This is a genomic window from Chloroflexia bacterium SDU3-3 (assembly GCA_009268125.1).
In the GTDB taxonomy this organism is placed as follows: domain Bacteria; phylum Chloroflexota; class Chloroflexia; order Chloroflexales; family Roseiflexaceae; genus SDU3-3.
The window spans coordinates 97,908-119,597 of sequence record WBOU01000017.1; the positions used below are offsets into that span (position 1 = coordinate 97,908).

General features: G+C 72.3%; 11 protein-coding genes and 2 pseudogenes. 12 read left to right on the plus strand and 1 reads right to left on the minus strand.

Features of this window, described 5'->3' with window-relative positions; genetic code table 11:
- The first annotated feature begins 8 nt into the window (after nt 1–8).
- The 12 genes and pseudogenes from F8S13_22515 (at nt 9) to F8S13_22570 (ending at nt 20,156) form a co-directional block, all read left to right on the plus strand.
- Complete coding sequence (locus F8S13_22515; GenBank protein ID KAB8140778.1) at nt 9–4,568, plus strand: DUF11 domain-containing protein; 4,560 nt, start codon at nt 9–11, stop codon at nt 4,566–4,568.
- A 60-nt stretch (nt 4,569–4,628) separates the two neighbouring features.
- The gene (locus F8S13_22520) at nt 4,629–5,786 is read left to right on the plus strand and encodes a DUF11 domain-containing protein (protein KAB8140779.1); all 1,158 of its coding nucleotides are present in this window, start codon (nt 4,629–4,631) and stop codon (nt 5,784–5,786) included.
- Nucleotides 5,770–7,389, plus strand: coding sequence for a hypothetical protein (locus F8S13_22525; protein KAB8140780.1), 1,620 nt, complete (start codon nt 5,770–5,772; stop codon nt 7,387–7,389). Before F8S13_22520 ends, F8S13_22525 begins: the two co-directional genes overlap by 17 nt.
- On the plus strand, nt 7,389–7,829 hold the full coding sequence (locus F8S13_22530) for a hypothetical protein (GenBank protein KAB8140781.1): 441 nt from the start codon (nt 7,389–7,391) through the stop codon (nt 7,827–7,829). Before F8S13_22525 ends, F8S13_22530 begins: the two co-directional genes overlap by 1 nt.
- Before the next feature lie 23 nt (nt 7,830–7,852).
- Nucleotides 7,853–9,169 carry an NlpC/P60 family protein gene (locus F8S13_22535; protein KAB8140782.1) on the plus strand — a complete coding sequence of 439 codons (1,317 nt, stop codon included), beginning with the start codon at nt 7,853–7,855 and terminating at the stop codon, nt 9,167–9,169.
- A gap of 182 nt (nt 9,170–9,351) precedes the next feature.
- On the plus strand, nt 9,352–9,963 hold the full coding sequence (locus F8S13_22540) for a hypothetical protein (protein ID KAB8140783.1): 612 nt from the start codon (nt 9,352–9,354) through the stop codon (nt 9,961–9,963).
- Nucleotides 9,960–13,169, plus strand: coding sequence for a hypothetical protein (locus tag F8S13_22545; protein KAB8140784.1), 3,210 nt, complete (start codon nt 9,960–9,962; stop codon nt 13,167–13,169). Before F8S13_22540 ends, F8S13_22545 begins: the two co-directional genes overlap by 4 nt.
- Nucleotides 13,170–13,288: 119 nt before the next feature.
- Nucleotides 13,289–13,477 (plus strand): annotated as a pseudogene (locus F8S13_22550) (hypothetical protein).
- A gap of 1,770 nt (nt 13,478–15,247) precedes the next feature.
- Nucleotides 15,248–16,756 carry a hypothetical protein gene (locus F8S13_22555; protein ID KAB8140785.1) on the plus strand — a complete coding sequence of 503 codons (1,509 nt, stop codon included), beginning with the start codon at nt 15,248–15,250 and terminating at the stop codon, nt 16,754–16,756.
- Nucleotides 16,757–16,884: 128 nt separating this feature from the next.
- On the plus strand, nt 16,885–17,319 hold the full coding sequence (locus F8S13_22560; protein KAB8140786.1) for a hypothetical protein: 435 nt from the start codon (nt 16,885–16,887) through the stop codon (nt 17,317–17,319).
- Nucleotides 17,320–17,377: 58 nt separating this feature from the next.
- Entirely contained in the window at nt 17,378–17,800 is a 423-nt protein-coding gene (locus F8S13_22565) for a hypothetical protein (GenBank protein KAB8140787.1), read from the plus strand.
- A complete protein-coding gene (locus F8S13_22570; GenBank protein KAB8140788.1) occupies nt 17,787–20,156 on the plus strand; it encodes a hypothetical protein in 2,370 nt (789 codons plus the stop codon). The genes F8S13_22565 and F8S13_22570 overlap by 14 nt, the downstream gene beginning before the upstream one ends.
- 784 nt (nt 20,157–20,940) lie before the next feature.
- Here F8S13_22570 and F8S13_22575 read toward each other — a convergent pair.
- A pseudogene (locus tag F8S13_22575) lies at nt 20,941–21,039 on the minus strand (DUF2147 domain-containing protein).
- Between the last annotated feature and the right edge of the window lie 651 nt (nt 21,040–21,690).

Genomic DNA, 21,690 nt, shown 5'->3' on the forward strand with positions numbered 1-21,690 from the left:
ACATGGCAATGACACGTACACCGACGCTGCGGCGCTGGGGGGTAGGGCTTGGGGGGCTGCTGCTGGCCGCAGCGCTGACCCCCCAGGCGGCGGCCCCTCCGCTGGCCACGGCGCAGATTGACAACATGCAGCCCGCGCAGGCCTACGCCTCGGTGGTGGACTGCATCCGCTCGGGGGCAGATCAGGGCGCGATCTCATCATTTTCGCCGCGCTTTGTGACGACCTGCTACGCCTCGCGGCTCCATGAGGGCGGTTACAACGCGCCGGGTGGGGACGAGGGCAATGGGGATGCGGCAGCGACGGAGCGCTCGATTGTGGCGTTCGGGGATGCGACCCCGGACAACAGCGCTGACCTGTACGATAGCCCGACCAATGACCATGCGACCATGGCCACGGTGGGCGCGGTGGGGAGCACCTATGGCCTGGCCTACCAGACCGGGACGAACCCCGCCGCGCCCGCGCTGGCCCGCGCTAGGCGGCTCTTTGCCGGGGCCTACCACAAGCGGCTGACCCGCTTCGGATCGGGTGGTCCCGGTGCCATCTATGTGATTGATCGCGACGCCAGTACCACCGGCGTGTATGTGCAGATCCCGGCGGTGGTACCGGGGCCAGTGGGCGCGCCGGGGGACGCGGGCGACGGCAGCCTGGCGCGCTTCCCGAACGACCCGGCGGGCAACAACGCGTTCACGCCGGAGATGGGCGGCCTGCACCGCTCGGGGGATGACGACCACGAGGAGGGCTATGTCGGCAAGGCGGGCCTGGGCGATGTCGAGCTGGACGCCCAGGAGCGCTACCTCTACACGGTCAACCTGAATACCCGCAAGGTCATCCGCATCGACACGTGGTCGGCCTCTCCACAATCTACCCTGACCACCATGGCCGACCCGCTGGCGCTGAACCCCTGCGCCAGCCAGGGCGGCAGCGGCAACTACCGCCCGTTCGGCCTCATGCTCACCTCCAGCGCGCTCTACCTGGGCGCGGTCTGCTCGGGGGAGAATGGCGGGGACGTGGCCATGCGCGTGGACCGGCTCGACCTGGGCACGAACAGCTGGTCGAACGCGCTGGGCACATCGCTGAGCGCGTATGCGGCGCAGCGCGGCACCTGGAACGGCTACAACCTGGCCTGGAATGCCTGGGCCTCGAACGGCGGCACGACCTACAGCGCGCCGCAGCCGATGGTGGCGGGCCTGGCCCTGGATGAGGCGGGGAACCTGCTGATCGGCCTCCGCGATCGCTACGGCGACCTGTCCTCGAACGGGCGCTATGTGGGCGGGGAGAGCCAGGGCGCGAGCCAGGGCGATCTACTGATCGCGCCATCCAACGGCGTGGGCGGCTGGGGCGCGCCGCAGAGTGGGGCCGGTGAGACCTTCGACGACGGGACCAGCGCGCAGGGCAGCTACCCCAGCGGCTGGCTGCATGGCGAGTCCACCTGGGGCGCGCTCGACTACGTGCCGGGCACACACGCGGGCGGCTACGGCGGCGAGGTGATCGCGACCGCGATCTCGCCCTACCGCTCGAACGCGGGCGGCACCGCCTGGTGGAATACGTCGTCCGGCGGCGCGGCCACGGCGCGCGAGGAGCTGTATCAGACCAACTCCTCGGACAAGAACACCTTCCAGAAGGCCGCCGGGCTGGGCGACCTGGAGCTGCTGTGCGCCTGGCGCGTGATCGGCGACCGGGTGTGGTTCGACGCCAACGGCAACGGCGTGCAGGACGCGGGCGAGAACGACATCAACGGCGTTCCGCTGCAGCTGCTGGATGCCAGCGGGAACGTGATCGCGAACGTGACCACCGGCAGCGTGGGCGGGATGAGCGGCAACTACCGCTTCTACGTCGATCCGTTTGCGACCTACACGGTGCGCGTGGACGGCTCGGCGGCGGCGCTGGACGGCCTGTCGCTGACCACGCCCAACGCGGGCGGGAACGACGCGACCGACAGCGACGCGGACACCCAGGGCCGGATCGCCATCCCGACGGCGGGCAACCACGACATCAACCTGACCTACGACGCGGGCTATGTGGATGGTGCGAATGTTCGCGTGCAGAAGACCGGCCCCGCGCTCGCGCTGCGGGGGGAGGCCGTGACCTACACGATTGTGGCCACGAACGACGGCCCGGCCTCCGCTACGAACGTGCGTGTCACCGATACGCTGCCCACGGGCCTGACCTACAGCGGGGCCACGCCCGCGCCGACCAGCACCAGCGGCCAGGTGCTGACTTGGAACCTGGGCACCATGGCTGCCGGAACCTCGACGACCATCACGGTGGTGGCGACCGTCGGCGCAGCATCGCTGGGCAACTACACCAATCGGGCCGACATCACCACCGACACGCCGAACGACACGCCCGGCGATAACACCACCACGACCACGGTGCAGGTGGTGCGGCCCAGCCTCTCGATCACCAAGACCGGCCCGGCGGTGGCGGCGGCGGGCAGCCAGCTGGCCTACACGCTGGCCTATCAGAACAGCGGCGACGCGGTGGCGTCGAACGCGACCGTCGTCGATACGCTTCCTGCTGGGACGAGCTACCTGAGCGCCAGCCCCGCTCCGACCAGCGTGAGTGGCCAGACGATCACCTGGAATCTGGGCACGCTGGCGGTGGGGGCCAGCGGGACGATCACGGTGCAGGTGCGGGCCTCGGCCAGCCTGGCCGACGGCAGCGCCGTGACCAACAGCGCGCAGATCACGACCACCACCAGCGGCGATCCGCCGGGTGATAACACCACGACCACCACGACCCAGATCCGGCGGGCGGACGTGGCCATCCAGAAGACCACGACCACGACCTTCCCGGTCACAAGCGGCACCAGCGTGACCTACTACCTCGACTATAGCAACCGGGGCGGGGTCGCGGCGGCGAATGTGACGATCGCGGACACCGTGCCGTCGCAGATCACCGGCGTGACCTGGGCCTGCGAGACGGGGTGCAGCGCGTCGGGCAGCGGCAACGCCATCAGCATCGCCATCGGCACGCTGGCGGCGGGTGCGACGGGCCGGGTGCGCGTGACCGGGACCGCCACCACCGCGCTGGCCCGCGAGGACTTTACCAACACGGCGACCATCCGCACCGACACGCCCGAGACCGACACCAGCAACAACACCAGCGCGGTGCCGGGGGCGGTCTGGACCAGCGACGTGCAGCTGATCAAGCAGATGCCGCCGACGGCGGCGGCGGGCGCGGTCTTTACTGCCACCCTGACCTATCAGAACAGCGGCCCCGCGCCCGCTGCGGGCGTGCAGCTCGTCGATACGCTGCCGACGGGCACGAGCTACCTGAGCGCCACGCTCACGCCCACGAGCATCAGCGGCCAGACCCTGACCTGGAACCTGGGCACGCTGGCGGCGGGCACGCGCGGGACGATCACCCTCACGCTGCGCAGCGACGCGGCCCTGGCCGCTGGAACGGCGATCACCAACACCGGCAAGGTCACGACCACCACGCCGGATCGCACGCCGGGGAACAACACCTCGACGAGCACGACCATCCTGGTCACGCGGGCGGATCTGGCCATCCAGAAGACCGGCCCGGCCCAGGTGACGGCGGGCGATGACCTCGACTACACGCTCAGCTACCGCAACAGCGGGCCAAGCCTGGCGCGTGGAGTTGTCATAACCGACACGCTGCCGAGCGACCTGACCTTCGTGCGCGCCGTGCCCGCGCCGACCACGAACGCCCAGGGCGTGGCCATGTGGGCGGTGGGCGATCTCGCGCCGGGGGCCTCGGGGGTGATCACGGTGACGATGGCCAGCGACTACGACCAGCTGGAGGCTACGCGCGCGGTCACAAACACCGTGGCCGTGGGCAGCCCAACGCCCGACCCCACGCCCGGCAACAACACCTCAACGCATACGGTCGCGGTGGAGACCGCCGACCTGGTGGTGGAGAAGACCATGCCCGCGACGGTGATGCCCGGCGACTCCCTCGTGGCGACGCTGGCCTACCGCAACGACGGCCCCGCGCCCGCCACCCGCGTGGTGCTGCGGGATGTCGCGCCGGAGGGGCTGACGGTGGTGGCGACCGATCCGGTGGCGACCGGGCCGGGGCTGCGCTGGAGCCTCGACCTGCTGCCGCCGGGGGCGAGCGGCGTGGTGACGGTCACGTTCCTGGTCGCGCCGACGGCGGCCCCAGGGACGGTCTACCGCAACCAGGCGATCATCTCGACGCCGACCGCCGACCGTGATCCGACCAACGACAGCGACTGGTCGGAGAGCCGGGTGATCCCGCGCCCGATCACGGCGGTCACGCTGGCCTACCTCATGGTGGCATGCCAGGCCGACGGCAACCAGGTGCGCTGGGGCACGACCGCCGAGCAGCAGACCGACCACTTCCGCGTGGAGCGAACCACCAGCGCCAGTGCCAACGGTGCGAAGGTGATCGGTACCGCGTCCAGCCAAGGCAGCCGGGGCGGCGACTACGCGCTCTGGGACCGCCCGCCGCCCGAAGGGCGGGTGTACTACTGGCTGATCGAGGTGGACGCGAACGGGCGCGAGCAGCGCTACGGCCCGGTGCCCAGCCAGACCACGACCGCGACCACGCAGATCTACCTCCCGCTGGTGCAGCGGTGAGGCTTCCCCTGGCCGGTGGGGTGACTCCCCACCGGTCTCTCCTAAGGAGACCCTATCCCTATGAAGCGTTCTTCTCTTCTCCTGACCGCTGGGCTGCTGGGCGCGCTGGCCGTGGGCGCGATCAGCCTGGGCAGCCCGGCGCTGCCAGCGGCCCACGCGGCCCCGGCGCGGAGCGTCGGCACGCCGACACCGCCGCCCGCACCCACTGCCGAGCCGACGGATGTGCCGCCGACCCAGGTGCCACCGACCCAGGTGCCGCCGACGGCGCGCCCGACTGAGGCCCCGACCACGCCGCCGAGCGCGGTCCCCTCCGAGGTGCCGCCGACCGAGGTGGCCAGCTCGCCCACCCCGACCCGCAAGCCGGAGCGCCACCGTGACCCCGACCCGACGGCCACGCCCACGACCACGCCGCTGCCGACCGCCACGCCCGAGGTGCCGTGGACTACTGAGGTCGAGATCCACAAGGTGGCCGACAAGACCCAAGCGCTGCCGGGTGACACCGTGGTCTACACGCTGGTTGCCCGGAACACGGGCCAGCAGGATGCCTTCGACGTGGTGGTGAGCGACCCGGTGCCCGCCCAGCTGGCCGTGACCAACCTCCAGAGTAGCCAGGGCGATATCGTGGTGCACGGCCAGACGGTGACGGCCTACCCCGGCACGCTGGCGGCGGGCGGGACGGCCACCTACCGCATCACCGCGCAGGTGCGCGAGGGCACGGCGGCGGGCGATATCCCCAACACCGCGCGGATCACGACCACGACCACGGGCGACACCCCCGGCAACAACACCAGCACGGTCACGCTGCGCGTGCGGGTGCCGGATCGGACCATCCAGCGCGCCCCCGCGCCGCGCATGCCTGTGACCGCCGCCGGGGACGAGGTGCCGCTGGTGGCCACGGTGGCGGCCATCCCGCCGACGGGCGTGCTGGGCATCTTCGGCGGCATGCTGGCCATGCTCGGCGGCGTGCTGCGCTGGGGCCTGCGGGGCCGGATGCGGCAGCAAACGGATGGGCCGGAGACCGCTGCGCCACGTGCTGCCGCTGAGGGTGTCGGCTACGTGCTGCCGGTGGGCGCGGTGGCGGGGCCGCCGCAGCTGGGGCCGGAGCTGCCGCCGCCTGCGCCGCCCGCACCGCTGCCGCCGCTGGTGGCGGTGGACCGCGACGAGGCCATCCGCGACGCGCTGCGGGATCTGGGGGCCGAGGATGATGCGCTGGTCTAGGGCGCTTGCCATGCTGGCCGTGGGCCTTGCGCTGCTGACGAGCTGCATGCCGCCGCTGACCGTCACGCAGGCCCGCGCGACGGCGGCGGCGGGCGGGTGCTGGCCGTTCGGCTACGACCAGCCGGTGACGCCCGCGCCCGCCGCGCCGGTGGGGGTGGGCACGCCGACGGCCATCCCCACGCCCACGGTGGTGGCCTTCCCCGGCTGCACGCCGCTGCCGTTGACGCCCACGGCCACCCTGCGCCCGACGGTGGAGCCGACCGAGGTGCCGCGCCCCACACCCCCGCCCCCAGCCCTGACCGGCAGTCGGGCGGTGCTGGGCCTCCAGCCGGGATCGGCCACGCCCTGGGCCAGAGCCACACGCAGCCCGGCCCTGGCGATGCGCCCGGCGGATGGCCGGGCCGCTGTGGCCTGGCTGGTGTGGGGCGGCGGGGCGGACGTGTACGCGGGCGACGTGTGGGTGCGGGTGCAGGGGCCGCAGGGCGGCTGGGGCGACGGCCAGACGCTGGCGACCGCGCCGGTCAAGTCCTTTTATGGCGGCCTGGGCATCACCTGGACGGTGAGCGACACCATCCACGTGGCCTTCGGGCGCGGCGCGCAGGACGGGGATACCCAGATCCTCCTCGCCAGCTCGCCCGACGCCGGGGCCACGTGGGGCTTGCCCGAGGCCACCGGCCTGCGCGGGCGGGTGGTGGGGCTGAAGAGTGACGCGGTGGGGACGCTCTACCTCTTGGCGCTCGTGGATGGGCCTGCGGATGGCCAGAGCGGCTACCCGGTGCTGGCGCGGAAACCCATGGGCGGGGCATGGACGGTGGGGCCGCGCCTGGCCAGCCACATGTTCTACAGCGGCGACCTGGCGCTGGCCACGCCGCCGGGGCAGGCGGCGACGCTGGCGGCGGTGCTGACCGACGCCAGCGGGGTGTTAGGGACGCCGCGATCTTCGGTTATCCTGCTCGTTAGTCACGATAGCGGCCTAACATGGAGCCTCACCGATCTCGCGGGTGCGAGCCGGGTGGGGGATGGCATGGTGATCGCCACCAGTGTGGTGGTCGCAGTGCGCCCCGGCGGCAGCCTGCTCCTCGCGGCGGCCTGGAGCCAGACCCCTGGTCCCGGCCCCGTCGCGGGTGCGGTCGAGGCGCGCGTGAGCCTGGACGGCGGCGCGAGCTGGTCGGGGGTGGAGACCATCGCCCAGCACCGCGCCGACGCGCGCTTCACCGACGACCCGAGCGACCCGGCCTATGTAGGCGGCTTCGAGCCGTCGCTGGCCTACGACCGCGCGACCGACCGCCTGGCGGCGAGCTGGGTGGAGGACGACCTGTCGCGGCGCGACGCGCGTGCGACCTCGACCTCGAACCGGAGCGTGCGCACGCTGCTGGCGGCGCGCGACCTCACGCCGGGTGCGGCCTGGCAGTTCGCCGTGACCCCGGCGGGCGCGCCGGACCGCCCCCCGGAGCTGACCGCCTGGGGGCAGCGCGGGGCGTTGTGGGGCAGCCCCGACGGGCGCTCTCAGTGGCTGACGATCCTCGACGAGCGCAACCTACAAGCGCGTGTAAGCGCCCAGCCCGTCCATCTCGCGGCGGCGCTGGCGCAAGGAGTTCCCTAATGGTACGACGATGGATGGCGATGGTGGCCCTGTTCGCGACGGTGATGCTGGCGGCCTGCGGTGCGCCCCAGGCGAGCGCCAAGGAGGTGGCGACGCAGGCCATGGAGGCGATTAAGATCGGGGATAGCGCCACCGCTCGCACGCTTATCTCGCCCTCGGTGAATAGCCTGATTGCCGACAACACGGTGTTTGTGACAACCAATGTATGGCGCGATAGCCAGCGCCCGGTCGATCCGATGTGCGCCGCCTGCTATGGCCCCATTCTTTCCGAGACGTGGCATGAGCCAGTGGTCGCAGGGCAGACCACCACGGTGCTCTTGACCGTGGACTATCAGAAGGCCACCTATGAGTGGACCTTCACGCTCCAGAAGGAATCAGCCGGATGGAAGATCCTCAGTATCAAACCCTATCAGACCGTCTACAAGCACAACGACGGCTAAACGCTGCCTTGATGATGCCCCTTATGATCGTTCTTAGCGGGATGCTGCTTGGCTGTGTGACGCTGCCGTGGTATCTGGCCAGCCAAGGCACGACGGCCAGCAGCATCCCGCGCTGGGCCTGCCCGACACCCACCCCCGAGCCGTATGGCGAGGATGGCCCCGTGAAGGGCTATGACGAGGGGATGCCCGACCCGACCACGGGCATCCCGGAGCGCCGCCCCGTCTATTACGAACAATGGGAGCAGGAGGACTTCGATGGCTTGGGTGCACCCTTCCCGGCTCCCACCCCCTACGTCAAGACCGCGACCGCGTTCTACCTCGGCCAGCTGGTCAACCTCTCCCCGGATCTGGATGTCCGTGTGACGGTGGATGCGACCGATATCGTGAGCGGCGAACAGCAGCTCGTGGTGGTTACGGTTGACTGGACCAATCGCGGCGCGTCCTTCGCGTTCTCGCCTGCGCGCCAGGTGGGGATCAGCGCGCTGAAACGGGCCAGCGGCATTCAGGTGGCGGGGGATGGCTGGCACTGGAGCTTGGCGGCGGCCTCGCGGGCGGCGCAGGCGGGCTATGAGGAGCTGCTGGATGAGGAGGTCGCTGGCGGCACATCGACGACACAGGTGCCGATCTTCGTGCCCGCTGAGGGTGCGGTGCAGACCGTGGACCTTGCGCTGGATGTGGCGGCTGCCGCTGATCCGGCGGCCACGCCGCTGCCGGAGACGGGTGAGCTGGGCGGGCTCCATGTGCAGTGGCAGCAGGGGCAGGAGCCGCATTGCGGCCAGGCGGGGACCGAGGATGCCTCCTATGGCGAGGCCGCGCCAGTGGTCGATGCGCCGCCCCTTCCCGCCGGGACGGATGGGGTGGTCGCTTTTGCGATGGCCCAGCTTGACCGTCCCTACTGCTGGGGCGGGAAGGGCAATAGCCCGTGCGCAGGCAACCCCAGCATTGCGTTGAAGGATGGTGGTCCCTACGCGGATCGCTGCCCGGATAAGCAAGGGCTGCCCTGCTGGGATTGCAGTGGTCTCACCTGGGGCGCATACAACGCGGTCGGCGTACCCATCGGGCACGGCACGGCCAACCAGAAGAACGAGCCGGTGGTGTGGCGGGCGGGGAGTGGAGTTGATCCCGCCAGCGTGGCCCAGCCCGGCGACCTGCTCCTGTTTACGGGCGCGAATGCGAACGGGCGTCCGGTCGGCTCGATCACGCACGTGGGCCTCTACGCCGGGGATGGGCTGATGATCCACGCGGCCAACTATCCAGACGGAGTCATTCCCACCCCCCATGTGTTTTCCTCACGTTACTATGCTCCGCTGTTAGTCTTGATCACCCGTCCCGCGCGCTGACCACCTTCCTGGTGGTCTGACGCCAAACGGCCCGTTGTGCCTCGATGAAGGCACAACGGGCCGTTTTTAGTACTTTTGCTAACACCCCCCGGTACCTCAGCATGCAAAATTGATACTTAGCAATGATTTTTTGGCGTTCTGGCTTGCTATGCTGGACGTGGTTGTCACAGAAGGAGCACGACATGACCAGATGGATAGTGCTGATGGTGCTGGCGCTCGCGCTTGCGCGCCCCGCGTCGGCGGATGGGACGCGGCTGCGGGTGGTGATGCGCGACGCCCAGAACGGCGGCGTGGCGGGCGCGCAGCTCATGCTGCGTACCGAGGACGGGGCGCAGATCCCACTTATTACGGACGGCAGCGGCGTGGCGGTGAGCGGCGATCTCCCAGGGATGGCGGTGTGGCTCATGGGCGGCACGCTGGCGGATGGGACGGCGGTGGTGGCCGACAGCTACCCGGCGGGGGCGGGCTTCCGGTTGGCCCTGCTGCCGGGGCAGGTGCGGGACGTGTTGGTGCGGCTGGATGGCGTGCAGCTCGTGCTCGACCCGGACATGATTTTCTCGCCGGGCGATCCGGGCGAGGCGCTGCCGCCGACGCCGGTGCAGCTGGCGGCGACCGTCCCGCCGCTCGCTGCGACACCCGTGATGGCTCCGGTGACGGAGACGGCAACCCCCATGGCCATGCAGCCGGATACGACCAGCGGCATGCCCTGGTGGGGGTGGATTGCCGTCGGCGCGGCGGTGGTGCTGCTGAGTGCTGCGCTGGTCATCGGTGTACTGCGACGGAGGCGGTCATGAACGGACGGGTGCAACGTTTCGGGGTGGCCCTGGTCGGCAGTGCCGTGGTGTCCCTGGCCCCACAGCTCGCGCTGGCCGATGGCTGTCAGATGCTCGACCCCGGGTGCTATATCGACGATTTCACCCAGAAGCAGCTCTATCAGTTTAACCTCGGCATGTGGCAGATCAACCGAGGCGGCCTCGTCGCCGCGCGCTGGCTGGAAGACCTGCGCGTTTGGTTGACCGATTTCGTGTTCGTGAACGCTTTTATCAGCCTGGCGCAGCCAGTGAAGGTGTTTTTCGCGCTGGCGCTCATGGTGTTCTGGATGGTGTTCGTGACCTCGCATATGGTGCAGGGGCTATTGGATCTGAACTGGGTGAACCTCCGCCGCGCCATGCGGCCCATCCTGCTGTCGCTACTGCTGTTCACGGTGGGCGGGGATGTCATCAAGGGTGCGGAGCAGATCCGGCTGATGGGCGGGAGCGTGTTGCAGCAGTCCGTCGCTGGTGCGGTCGCGCAGGTGGGCGCGCCCGAGGTGCCGCTGGATGTGAAGGGGGATGAGACGGATATGCCCACGATTGGGCAGGGGATCTATGTGGCGACCACCTCGTGCCAGACCCCGCCACGCACCACCCCGGCGGTGTTTCTGAGCGACTATGCCGCCCGCTACCTCTGGGCAGACGCGGAGGATATTCACTGCAATAGCTGGGTGCTGCTGCCCAGTGAGTTTATCCAACAGTACTACGCGGATGGGCAGGATATTTCTGGGAAGCCAGCGGATATCCGGGCCCGCGCGCTGGCAGCGGCAAACCAGGGGGCTGGCCGGGAGACCACAGGCTTTTTCATGATGCTGGGCGCGGTGATCGAGCAGCTGGTGCAGCTGATCTTCGCGGTGGCGCTGGCCATCGTGTGGTTCGGCATGCTGATCTCGCTGATCTTCGCGCTGTTCCTGCCGACCGAATCGCTATTCAGCAGCCAAGTGCAGGCGTTCCTGGCGGTGCTGCGGGCGTCGTGGCTGGCGTCGTTCATGATCGGCCTGGGCTTGGCGATCTTGGCGGTGGCGGCGGCGAGCGGGGTGGGGGCGATGGTGTTCATCTGCGGGCTGCTGTTGATCGCGACGGTGATCTGGCAGGGCAAGCAGGCGCTGGGCATCCTGGGCACGTCGCTGAGCGCGGCGAACGCGGTGGCGGGGAACGCGCCGGGGGCGGTGGGCGGGATGCTGCGGAGCTGGGGGATGACGGCGGCGCTGGTGGCGGGCACGGTGGCCACGGGCGGCGGGATGGGGGCGGCCTTGACCTCGGTCGGCTCGACGATGGTGCGGCGCGCCGGGCGGAGCCTGGGCGACAACCCGGTGTCGGAGGCGGCGGGGCGGGTGCTGACCAACCGGGTGGCCGACCGGCTGGACGCGCTCACGCAGAACGCGCAGATGGCCAAGGAGAGCGCGCTGGATCAGTCGGCGCTGGAATGGTACGAGCGGGTGCAGCTGCCCAAGGCGACGACGCCGGAGGCCTGGGACGCAACCCAGACCGAGATGTACGAGCTGGCGCAGGCGCGGACGCAGCGGGACGCGGCGTTGCGCGAGCGGCAGGCGGCGCAGGCGCGGTCACGGAAGGACTTCCGAGGCTATCACCGCTATCAGCAGGAGGCGCAGGCCTTGCAGGAGCGGGCGGCGGCGTTCGGGCGGGCGCTGGCGGCGCGGCGGGGCGAGCCGGAGGGGGAGGATGCGCGTGACGGGGAGGCTCCTGCCCCCAGCTCCCAGCCCCGGCCCCAGGGCGCGCTGCTGACCCCCGCCGAGCTGGCGCGGGCGACGGCGCAGGCCCAGGAGGCCGACGGGGACGTTGAGCAGCTGCGCTCGGTGCTACTGGACAGCGCGGCGCGGGCGGTGCGGCGGCACGGGCGGCGGCAGGTCCAGGAGCGGCAGGCGTCACGGGCGGGGAATGGGCCCGAGCGGCGTGCGCCGAAACCGAACCCGATGCCCGAGCCGACCCTGGCAGATGCGGTCTACGGGCCACGGGCGCGGCATGGTGCGGATGCCGTGCGGCACGCGGCGGACCTGCATGCGCTGGAGCACGAGATCGCAGGGCTGGCCCGCCAGGTGGGCGAGCTGGAGGCGCTGCGGCTGCGGGCGACGGGCGGGGAGGAGCAGCAGGCCGTGGGGCAGGCGCTCGACGGGGTGCGGCGGCAGCTCGTGCAGGCGCAGGCGCGGCTGGGGGTGCTGCGCCCGGCCTCGGAGGGGCTGATCCGGGTGGCGCTGACCAAGCAGCCGCTGGACGGGAAATCGGTTGCGGTGGCGCGCACGACCGAAGGGCTGCGGATGCACGGGCACGCGGTGCGGCGGAGCCTGGTGCTGCCCGACGGCGGACAGGTGTTCCAGACCACGGGCGGGCTGGTGGCGCTGGGGCCGTCCGAGGCGGCGCAGCTGCTGGCGCTGCCGGTGGGGCAGGCGCTGCGGCTCGCGACCATGCCGGTCCCGGCGGGGGTGGTGGCTCCCCCGGATGCGCCTACCCCTGCCCCGACCGCCCCTCCCCCCACGCCCGCAGCGGCGACGGGGACGACGATCCCGCTGACGCCGCCCGCTGGGGCGGCCCCGGCCCGACGTGGGCGACCCGGCCCGCGCTTCTCGGACGCCCCGGCAGCGCCCGCGCAGGCGCGACCGGCGGCGCAGGCGCGACCGGCGGCGCAGCCGCCCGCAGAGACGACCCCAACGATTTCCCCGGCGGCGCTGGCCGACGCGCCCATGCCCGCGCCATCGGCCCCGACGACCACGCCGCTGGGGGATGTGCCCACCGCGACGGTCGCCCCTGCGGACGCGCCACCGGCGGCTCCCGTTGCGCCAGCGGCTCCCCCGGTTGCCCCGGCGGTGTCTTCCGGTGCGCAGGTGCCGCCGACGCGGACCCAGGTGGCTCCGAGTGCACCGCAGGTCGCGCCAAGCAGCGCGCAGGTGGCCCCGAGCGCGCCGCAGGAGCCACCGGCCAGCATGCCGCAGGGTCCGGCCCAGAGCCGGGCGGCCACGCCGGAGTTCACCCTGCCCACGGTGCCGCCGAGCGCGCCACCCGCGCCTCCGGCAGCCCCGGAGGCCCCAGCGGCGGGCGTGCCACGCCTGCGTCGCCCGCCGACCCCGCCCGAACGGGCAGCGGGGGAGGAGCCGAGCGCGCCCCCGGCGGACCCGCCGCCCGCGCCGCGCCGCCGGTCGCCGCACCCACGGGGTGAGGGAGGTGCCTCATGAGGCCGCTGCGCATGCTCCTGATCGGCGTGCTGCTGGGCGTGCTGGCCATCCCGGCGCTCTGGCTGGGCGCGGCGGCGCAGACCCAGGCGCAGAGCCTGCCGTTCACGCCCACGCCCGAGCCGACCGAGACCGCGACCCTGGCCCCCACGGCCACGGCCACGCCCAGCGCGACCGCTGCGGCCACGCCGACCGCTACGGCCACGCCGACCGATACCCTGACGCCCAGCGCCACGACCGCGCCGCTGGTGCTCGTGGCCACGCCCACGCCACTGGACGCGACGGCCACGCCCACGGCGACGCCGCTTCCGGCGGGCTACGGGCGCGACCGCTGCGACCCGAATCACACGCTCACCCAGCCCTGCGCGCTGGCGACCGAGACCGACATCACGGCGCTGAACTTCAACGACGACGCGGTGGACGTGTTCAGCTTCCTGCTCAAGGGCGGGCGCGACTACCGCATCACCGCCGCCGTGGACGCGGCGAGCGGGATCGACCCGGCGCTGGAGGTGCTCGTCGCCGGTGGGGCGGACACGCCCGTGGCGGCGAACGATGACGCCCAGATCGGCAGCCCGACCGCCGCCGTGACCCTGACCGTGGCCGCCGACGGCTGGTATCTGGTGCGGGTGTCGAACAAGGGACCTGCCGACAAGACCACCGGCTACCCCTACACGCTCAGCGTGCGCAGCGTGGTGCCGAGCGCGGGCGCGGGGAGCGCGGCGACGCCCGTGCCCAGCGACCCGGACGACCTGGTGGGCAACGCCTACGACGCCGATCACGCGGCGCGGCTCGCCTGGAACGTTCCCTACGACCTCTCCATGCGCTGCCCGGATGCGCGCCCTGGGGCGTGCTACGCGGGGCGGCACACCTTTCTGCTGGTCCCGGTCAAGCAGGCGATCCCGCTCACGGTGCTGACCTACGACCTCGGCGAAGGGGTGGACACGGTGCTGACGCTCTATCAGCCCGATGAAACGCAGACCCAGACGGGGCCGGGACTGGTGCCGCACTGGCGGGCGATCCAGACCAACGACGACGTGGCCCCGGCCTGGACGCTGCGCAGCCAGCTGACGGCGCTGCCGGACTGGAGCGGGCTGGCGCTGGTGGTGGTGGCTCCGAGCGATCGCGCGGACCTGGCGCTCATCCCGGCGGTCGCGACCGCCGCGCGGGCCGGGCGCTACCGCCTGATCGTGGGCAGCCCGGAGCTGCCGAACGTCAAGGCCGCGCTCACGACCGCGAACACCGATCTACCGCCGACGGCGGTGCCGCCGACCGCGCGCCCGACCGGGCAGGCCGCCCCGGCGGCGGTGAGTACGGCCCCGGCGGGCGGGGACACCCGCGAGGTGATTCGCGAGTCGTGTCCCACGGGTCAGGCCGAGGTGGGGGCAGATGCGACGGGCCTCTACGCCGCCGCGCCGCCCGGCAGCGACGACCGGATCGCCGCCTACCCGGAGGGGGCGCTGATCACGCTGCTCGGCCAGTGCTACCGGGGCTGGGTCAAGGTGCAGCCCGCCGACAGCGTGACGCCGGGCTGGATGTGGGGGCCGGACCTGCGCCCCCAGGAGCTGGGGGCGGCCCCCACGCCGACGGGCGAGGGCCGCGCCAGCGGCGGATCGGGTGGCGGGAGCGGATCGAGCGGGGGTCGTGCGACGCCCACGCCGACCATGGGAATCCCTGGTCAGGTGGGCATCCCCGGCCAGGTGGGCCAGGCGCAGCCCACGGCCACGCCGCCGCAGCGGCTGGCGGCGGAGCCGCTGGACGCGGGGGCGATCCGCGCCGCGCCGACGGCCAAGCCGTTGGCGCGCGCGCTCACCATCACGGTCTGCGCCCCGGCGGATACGGGCGGGGCGCGCTGCGGGGCGGTGTGGGCCGGGGTACGGGTGGTGGTGGTGCAGGCGGGGCCGTCGTCGGTGCTGACCTCGGGTGTGACCGATGCCAGCGGGGCGGTGACGCTCTCGGTGAGCGTGGCCGACGGCGCGGCGCTCGCGGTGCGGCTGCCGATGCTGGGGGTGATGATGGATGTGGATGCGCAGGCGACCGCGCTGACCGTGCTGGTCGGCGCGGCGGCAGCGGAGGGGGACTAAATGGCACGCGAGGATGAGCGCCGCCAGGTTGAGCAGGCGCAGGCGTTGCTGAACCGCGCCCTGGAGGCGCGCTGGCGGCAGTGGAAGGGGTATGTGTCGGAGCTTCAGGCCGAGCTGGCCATCACGCAGGCCGAGGACGCGCCCGAGGCGGACCTGACGGAGACGGACGCGCCGGTGCGACGGCGGGCGCGGCTGGACGCGGCGACGCGGAAGGAGCTGCAAGCGGTGGTCGAGGCCCGCCGCCAGCAGTGGCAGGCCCAGGAGGAGCAGGCGGCGCGCGAGGCCGGGCAGCCTGCGCGCGATAGCGAGGCGGTATACGCGCAGCTCCTGGCGCACATCCAGAACGAGCTGGACGGGACGGCCCACCCGGCGGGCAAGGTGCTGCTGTGGGACGCGGGCGCGCTGGTCACGTATGACGCAGCGCTGGCGCAGGCCGGGACCAGCGAGGCGGACTACCTGACCGTGCGGGGCGGGGCCGCGCCGCTGGGGCGGCAGGCGCTGCTCGTCGGCGGTGCGGCGGTGGCGGCGGTGGCGCTGATGATCGGGACGGTGGTGGTGTTTTTCGGGCCATCCCGCCCACCCGCGCGAGCAGACGCGGACACGCTGCGGGTGAATGGGGTGGTGATGACGCCCTGGGCGGTGGACACAGCAGCGGTGGGCGGGGTGGTGGACGCCGCTCCGGAGCTGCGGGGCCTGCTGCCGCTGGTGTGGTGCGCGAACGGGCGGGCGCGGGATGCGGCGGAGCCGGGGGCGACGGTGGTGCTGACGGGGACGGCGGCGGTGCGGCGCTTCCAGGTGCAGCCGGGGGCGAGCGATCTCGCGCTGGCCGACTGCGGGGCGACGCCGCCCAGGGTGGCGGCCAAGGCGCAGCTGGTGGCGGCGGTGACGGCGCAGGATCTGGACGCGGCGGTGCTGCGATCGCTGGCGGTGTGGGGGCCAGACACCGACCCGCAGGCGATCCCGGCGACGCAGATGCAGGTGGTACTGACGGTGGCGCTGCCGGACGCGGGCGGCGGAACGCTGATCCTGGCGGACGGGCGGCGCTGGGCGGCCACACGGAGCCGGGCGGTGGACGGGGGCACGGAGCTGACCTACCTGGTGCCGCTGTCCCCCACGGCGCAGCTGGCGGGGTGGGAGCTGGCAGGCGGAGCGGGGCTGCCACAGCTGCTGGCGCTGACGGTGCCCGCGCCGACGAGCCGGATGCAGCTGCTGCGGGACGTGCTGCTGGTGCAGATCGGGGAGCCGCAGCCGGTGGTGCGGGAGGGCGTGCCCACCGCCGCGCTGACGCTGACGCTGACGCTGGACGCGCACGCCGCGCCGCTGACGTTGCTCGCGAGCGACCTGGCGGCGACGGCGGGCGGGACGCCGCTGCCCGTGACCTGGGAGCCGCCCGCGCTGAGGCCGGGTCAGACCACGCAGGTGGCGCTGACGGTGCCGCTGCCCGCGCAGGGTGGGCTGGAGCTGGCGCTGGCCGCCTGGCGGGTGCGGGTGGTGGCGCGGGATGCGTAAGCGCGGACCCACCACCGGGCACCCCTGGTGTCGAGGCCCGCCCTGGCGGGCCTCAGGGCGGCGCAGGCATTGGGTGGCAGGACGCATGACCGATACGGATGGAGCCAACACAGCAAGGAGATGCCGCTATGGCACAGGCAATCATGACCAAGACAACGGAGACGATGGGGATGGAGACGGCGGCGCAGGCGCAGGCGCACCTGTGGCGCGGGACGGTCTTGCGTTTCGCCCTGATGACCGGGCTGGCGCTGGCGTGGGCGGTGGTGTTCGCGCCCGCCGCACATGCCGCCCCGCTTCATGATGGGTTCGATTTCGCGGGCTGGATGACGCTGGGGATTGACGGGCTGAAGAAGCTCTGGGGTCTTGTGATCCTGGCGGAGCTGCTGGCGGTGGTCTACTACGCGGTCGCCTTCTACACGCAGAGCCTGTTCCCCTCGCTGTACCAGGGCCTCCAGGGGCCCTGGGTCAAGACGGCGGTGATGATCGGGCTGGGGGCGCATGTGGTGTTTGGGCTGCTGCTCAAGTACGCGCAGGACTCGGTGAACGGCTATACCGGCGGCTAGGATGCATGCGGGGCGGTGGGTGGTTTCCACCGCCCCGCAGTGATGAATGGAGGGTGAGATGGCATACCGACGGTCGGAGGATCTGGGCGCGTATGGGGAGCGCCGGGTGTTTGGGGTGTTTACGATGACGAACGTGGTGGGGGCGCTGGTGGGGGCGCTCATGGCGTGGAACGGGGCGGGGCTGCTGGGGCTGCCGGAGCCGGGCTTTGACGGCGCGACGGTGCTGCGCGCGCTGCTGTGCCTGGGTGGGGCGGTCGGCGGCGGCATGGCGACGATCCGCTGGACGGGGGTGTCGCTGTGGGATCGGGCGGTGCTGTGGGCGATGTTCCAGCTGCGGCGGCAGCAGGGCAAGACCCGGCTCAGGCCGCAGCTCACGGCCACGGCGATCCGGGGTCAGGTGCGCGCGCCGCTGGTGCGGGACGGCCAGCGGTTGGCTGAGGTCTATGACCCGGCGGGGGAGGGCTTCCATGGCGCAGCCTGAGCCGGTGGCCTATCACATCACGCCGTTCTCCTTGGACATGCACCCCGAGGCGGATCGCCTGGAGGAGCAGTGGATTCCCTTCTTCGCGGGGCTGGAGCGCCCGGTGCGGGTGATCGCGCAGACGACGCGCTTTGACCTGAACCGCCCCCGCCAGCAGCTCCTGCATGAGCTGCGCACGTTGGAGGCGACGGCGGGGAGCTACGCGCCGCTGGCCGAGGCGGTGCTGGCAGGGGCGGGGTACGCGCAGCTGGCCGGGCCGTTGGCCCAGCTCAGCGCGGCGCAGCGGGCGGGGCTGGACGCGCTGCTGCCGCTGCACCGGCGGGGCGACGCACTGGCCTGGCGGCAGGCGCTGGCGCGACTGGGCCGCCCGCTGTGGCGGAAGCGCTGGCTTCAGGACTACGCGCGCTACTACCAGCTGCTGGCCGAGCAGGTCGAGCTGCGCGGCCTCGACCACTTCCTGCTGTCGTGGCTGCCCGACGGGGTGCGCTCAGAGCAGCAGGCCGCGCTGATCGGGCGGGCCTTTGGCACCCCTGCGCGGATCGCGCCGCTCCCGGCGCTGCTGCGCGGGGAGTACGACGAGCGGCGCGACTACCTAGAGCCGCGCGAGCCGCAGCTGCCGCTGATCGCGCTCCTGGAGGCCGACGACCTGCGTGGCACCTGGTCGCTCTGGACGTTTGCGCGGCTGCTGGATCTGGATATCGACCTCCACCTGTGTATCGACCTGGTGCCGATGGACCGCACGCGGGCCGAGCTGAAGGTGGACTTTGTGGCGACCGCGACCGAGAACAGCCTGCGCGACCCCGGCAACCCGCGCGACGTGAAGACCGAGCGCAAGCTGGAGACGGCGCGGGCGTTCCAGGAGCAGGCCGACCAGGGGTTCTACGAGGTGCGGGCGGTGGTCGCGGTGGAGGGGCGCGACCATGAGCGGCTGGAGGCCAATGTGCGCATGGTGACGGACGCCTGCCGCAGCTTCATGCGGCTGATCCGCCCGCCGTATGGCCAAGGGCCGCTGGCGCAGTTCTTCACGACCAGGCCCACGAAGCAGATCGACGCCCATGTCAACGTGCGCACGGAGATCGGGCACGGGGCGGCGGTGATGCTGCCGTTCGGCATCCGCCGCCCGTCCCGCGATGACGGGCTGCTGTGGCTGATCGAGGGTCAGACGCCGATCATGTTCAATCCGCTGCGGGATCGGGCGGGGCGGAAGCGGGCCGGGCACGCGGTGGTGCTGGGCAAGACCGGCAGCGGGAAGACCTTCGGGCTGTTTGTCTGGGCGATGCGCATGCTGGCCTTGGGCTGGCAGGTGGTGATCATCGAGCCGCAGGGGCATGCACGGCGCTTTATCCAGGCCTGCGGGGCGGGCGGGGCCTACTACGCACTGGATATGCGGCAGACCATCAATGTGCTGGACGCGATGGTGACGCGGGATGTGGATGGGAACCCGCCGCCTTTGGCCGCGCAGATTGCGCAGGTGCTGGGGCAGCTGGCGATCCTGCTGGGCCACACTGCGCCGAGCGCGAGTGGCGAGGCGGCGTTTGCGCCGCGCACCTTCGACCGGATTGAGGCCGGGCTGCTGGACCAGGCGCTCCAGCGGGTGTATGCGCCGTGGGCGGCGGACATCGCGCAGATGCGGCCCGAGGAGACGCCGACGATTGCCGATTTGTGTGCGGCGCTGGGCGCGCTCCAGCCCAGCTATGCGACCGACAAGACCCGCGAGACCCAGCAGCAGCTCCTGGCCGAGCTGGACCTGTATCTGGTCTCGGGGTCGGCGGGGGCGGTCTACAACGGGCGGACGACCATTGACTGGGACTTCACGCACGACGCGACGGCCTACGACCTGACGGCGCTTGAGGAGGGGACGGCGCGGACGCTGTACATGGCGAAGGCGTTTTCGGCCATCAACCACTACGTGCGCACGCGGCCCCACCGCGACCGCCCGCTGGTGGTGATCTTCGACGAGTTCGCGTACACCCTGGGCAAGGCCCCGGCGCTGGCGCAGTTTGCGGCGGACGCGGCCAAGACCTGGCGCACGTTCAGCGCGATGCTGGTCACGGCGGATCAGGACGCGCACACCTATCTGGGAACGGAGGGGGCGGTGGCGAGCAGCGCGCTGCGGTCGATCTTCGACAACGCGAGCATGAAGGTGCTGATGCACCAGGACCCCGCGCCCGCCGAGCGGCTGGGGGCGGTGGTGGATGGCCTCCAGCCGCAGCACGTGCAGGCGATTAAGGCGGCGGGGCTGGGCGATGTGGTGCTGGCATGGAAATCGGACGACGATGCGCGCCAGATCGCGGAGGTGTTTACGGGGCGGGTCATCCCGACGGAGCTGGAGGGGCGCACCTTTAGCGGGACATAACGAGAGGAGCAGGGACGGCCTATGTGGTATCAGATGATCGCTGCGCCGACGGCCCCGGCGGACAAGCAGCGGGACGAGCTGGGGCGGCTGCTGACGCACGCGGGGCGGCTGACGGTGGTGTTTGTGACGGTGGCGGGGCGCTACAAGCCGGTGCGGGCACGGCTGGCCCTGATCGAGCTGCCGGAGCGGGTGGCGGAGCCAGGGACGCGCGCGCTGACCATCCTGTGCGGGCAGGAGGAGGCCACACGGGAGAGCAAGCCGGTGCGGCAGCGCCCGGAGTGGACCGAGACGGTGGTGCTGCTGCCGTCCGGGCCGGATGCGGCAGCGCTGGATGGGACGATGCTCGACGGCTGGGCGTCGGCGTGCCTGAGCGTGACCTACACGCCGGGGCGGGCCACGGCGCTGCTGCGCTGCTGCGCGGAGGATGTGGCGCACCCGGAACGGCTGCCGCGCTTGGCGGCGGCGGGCTGGGCGGTGCAGCGTGGGGCGAACCCGCTCCAGCAGCTGGCCGCCACAGCGGGGCGGCCCTGGGCAGGCGTGCCGAGCCTCACGCCGGTGCCGGGCGGGGCGGTCGGAGGTGGGGCAGAACGTACCGCACCGCCCCCCACGCCCATGCAGGCCCCGGACGCGCCCGCGCCGCTGGGGGAGGAGCTGGCGGCGGCGCTGACCGAGGACCCGGCGGGCCTGCTGGTGGGGGTGGGGCGGGACGGACGCGGGGTGCGGCTGGCCCGCCGGGCGATGACGCTAGCGGTCACGGGGGAGGCCGCCGCACAGGAGCGGGCGGTGCTGGCGCTGATCCGGCGGGCGCTGGCGGCGGGGCTGGGGGTGGTGGCCATGGTGCCGCGCGCCATGCTGGCGCAGGAGGCGCTGGAGGTCTGGGAGCCGCGCATGCGGCTGCTCGACGGCCAGGCGCTGCCGGACAGTGCGACGCTGCCGTGGCGGGAGATCGCGCCGGACCTGCTGGCGGCGGCGCTGGGCGGGCCGAGGCAGACGGTGCTGCCCGCGCGGTTCGCGGCGGTGCTGGCGGGGGCGGAGGCCGAGGCGCTGGCGGTGCCAGCGGTGCTGGGGCTGGCGACCGCGCCGGGGGACGACCTGCGGGGCGTGCTGCGGGCCGGGGGGATGGTGGTGGTGCCGCAGGACGACGACCAGGCCTCGCAGCTGATCGGGCGGCTGCTCATGGCCCTGCTGGCCACGCCGCCGGAGATCGGGCGGGGGCTGCTGCTGCTGACCACACCCGCGCTGGTGCCGCCGCCCGCGCTGCGGGCGCAGGCGGTGCAGGTGGTGGTGGGGGAGCGGGGGGATGCGCTGCTGCGGCTCATACCGACGGCGGATGGCTGGGTGGTGCGCGGGCGGGACGGGCAGGAGCTGGCGGCGCTGCTGCCGGACCTGCTGGCGACGCCAGCGGAGGGCGCGGGCGAGCTGGTAGACGTCATCGTGCGGGCGCTCGACACGGAGGCGCAGGCAGCTCCGGCGGGCGATGAGCCGGAGGCGCTGCTGCCGTGGGATGCTCCCGAGGAGGATGGGGCAGAACCAA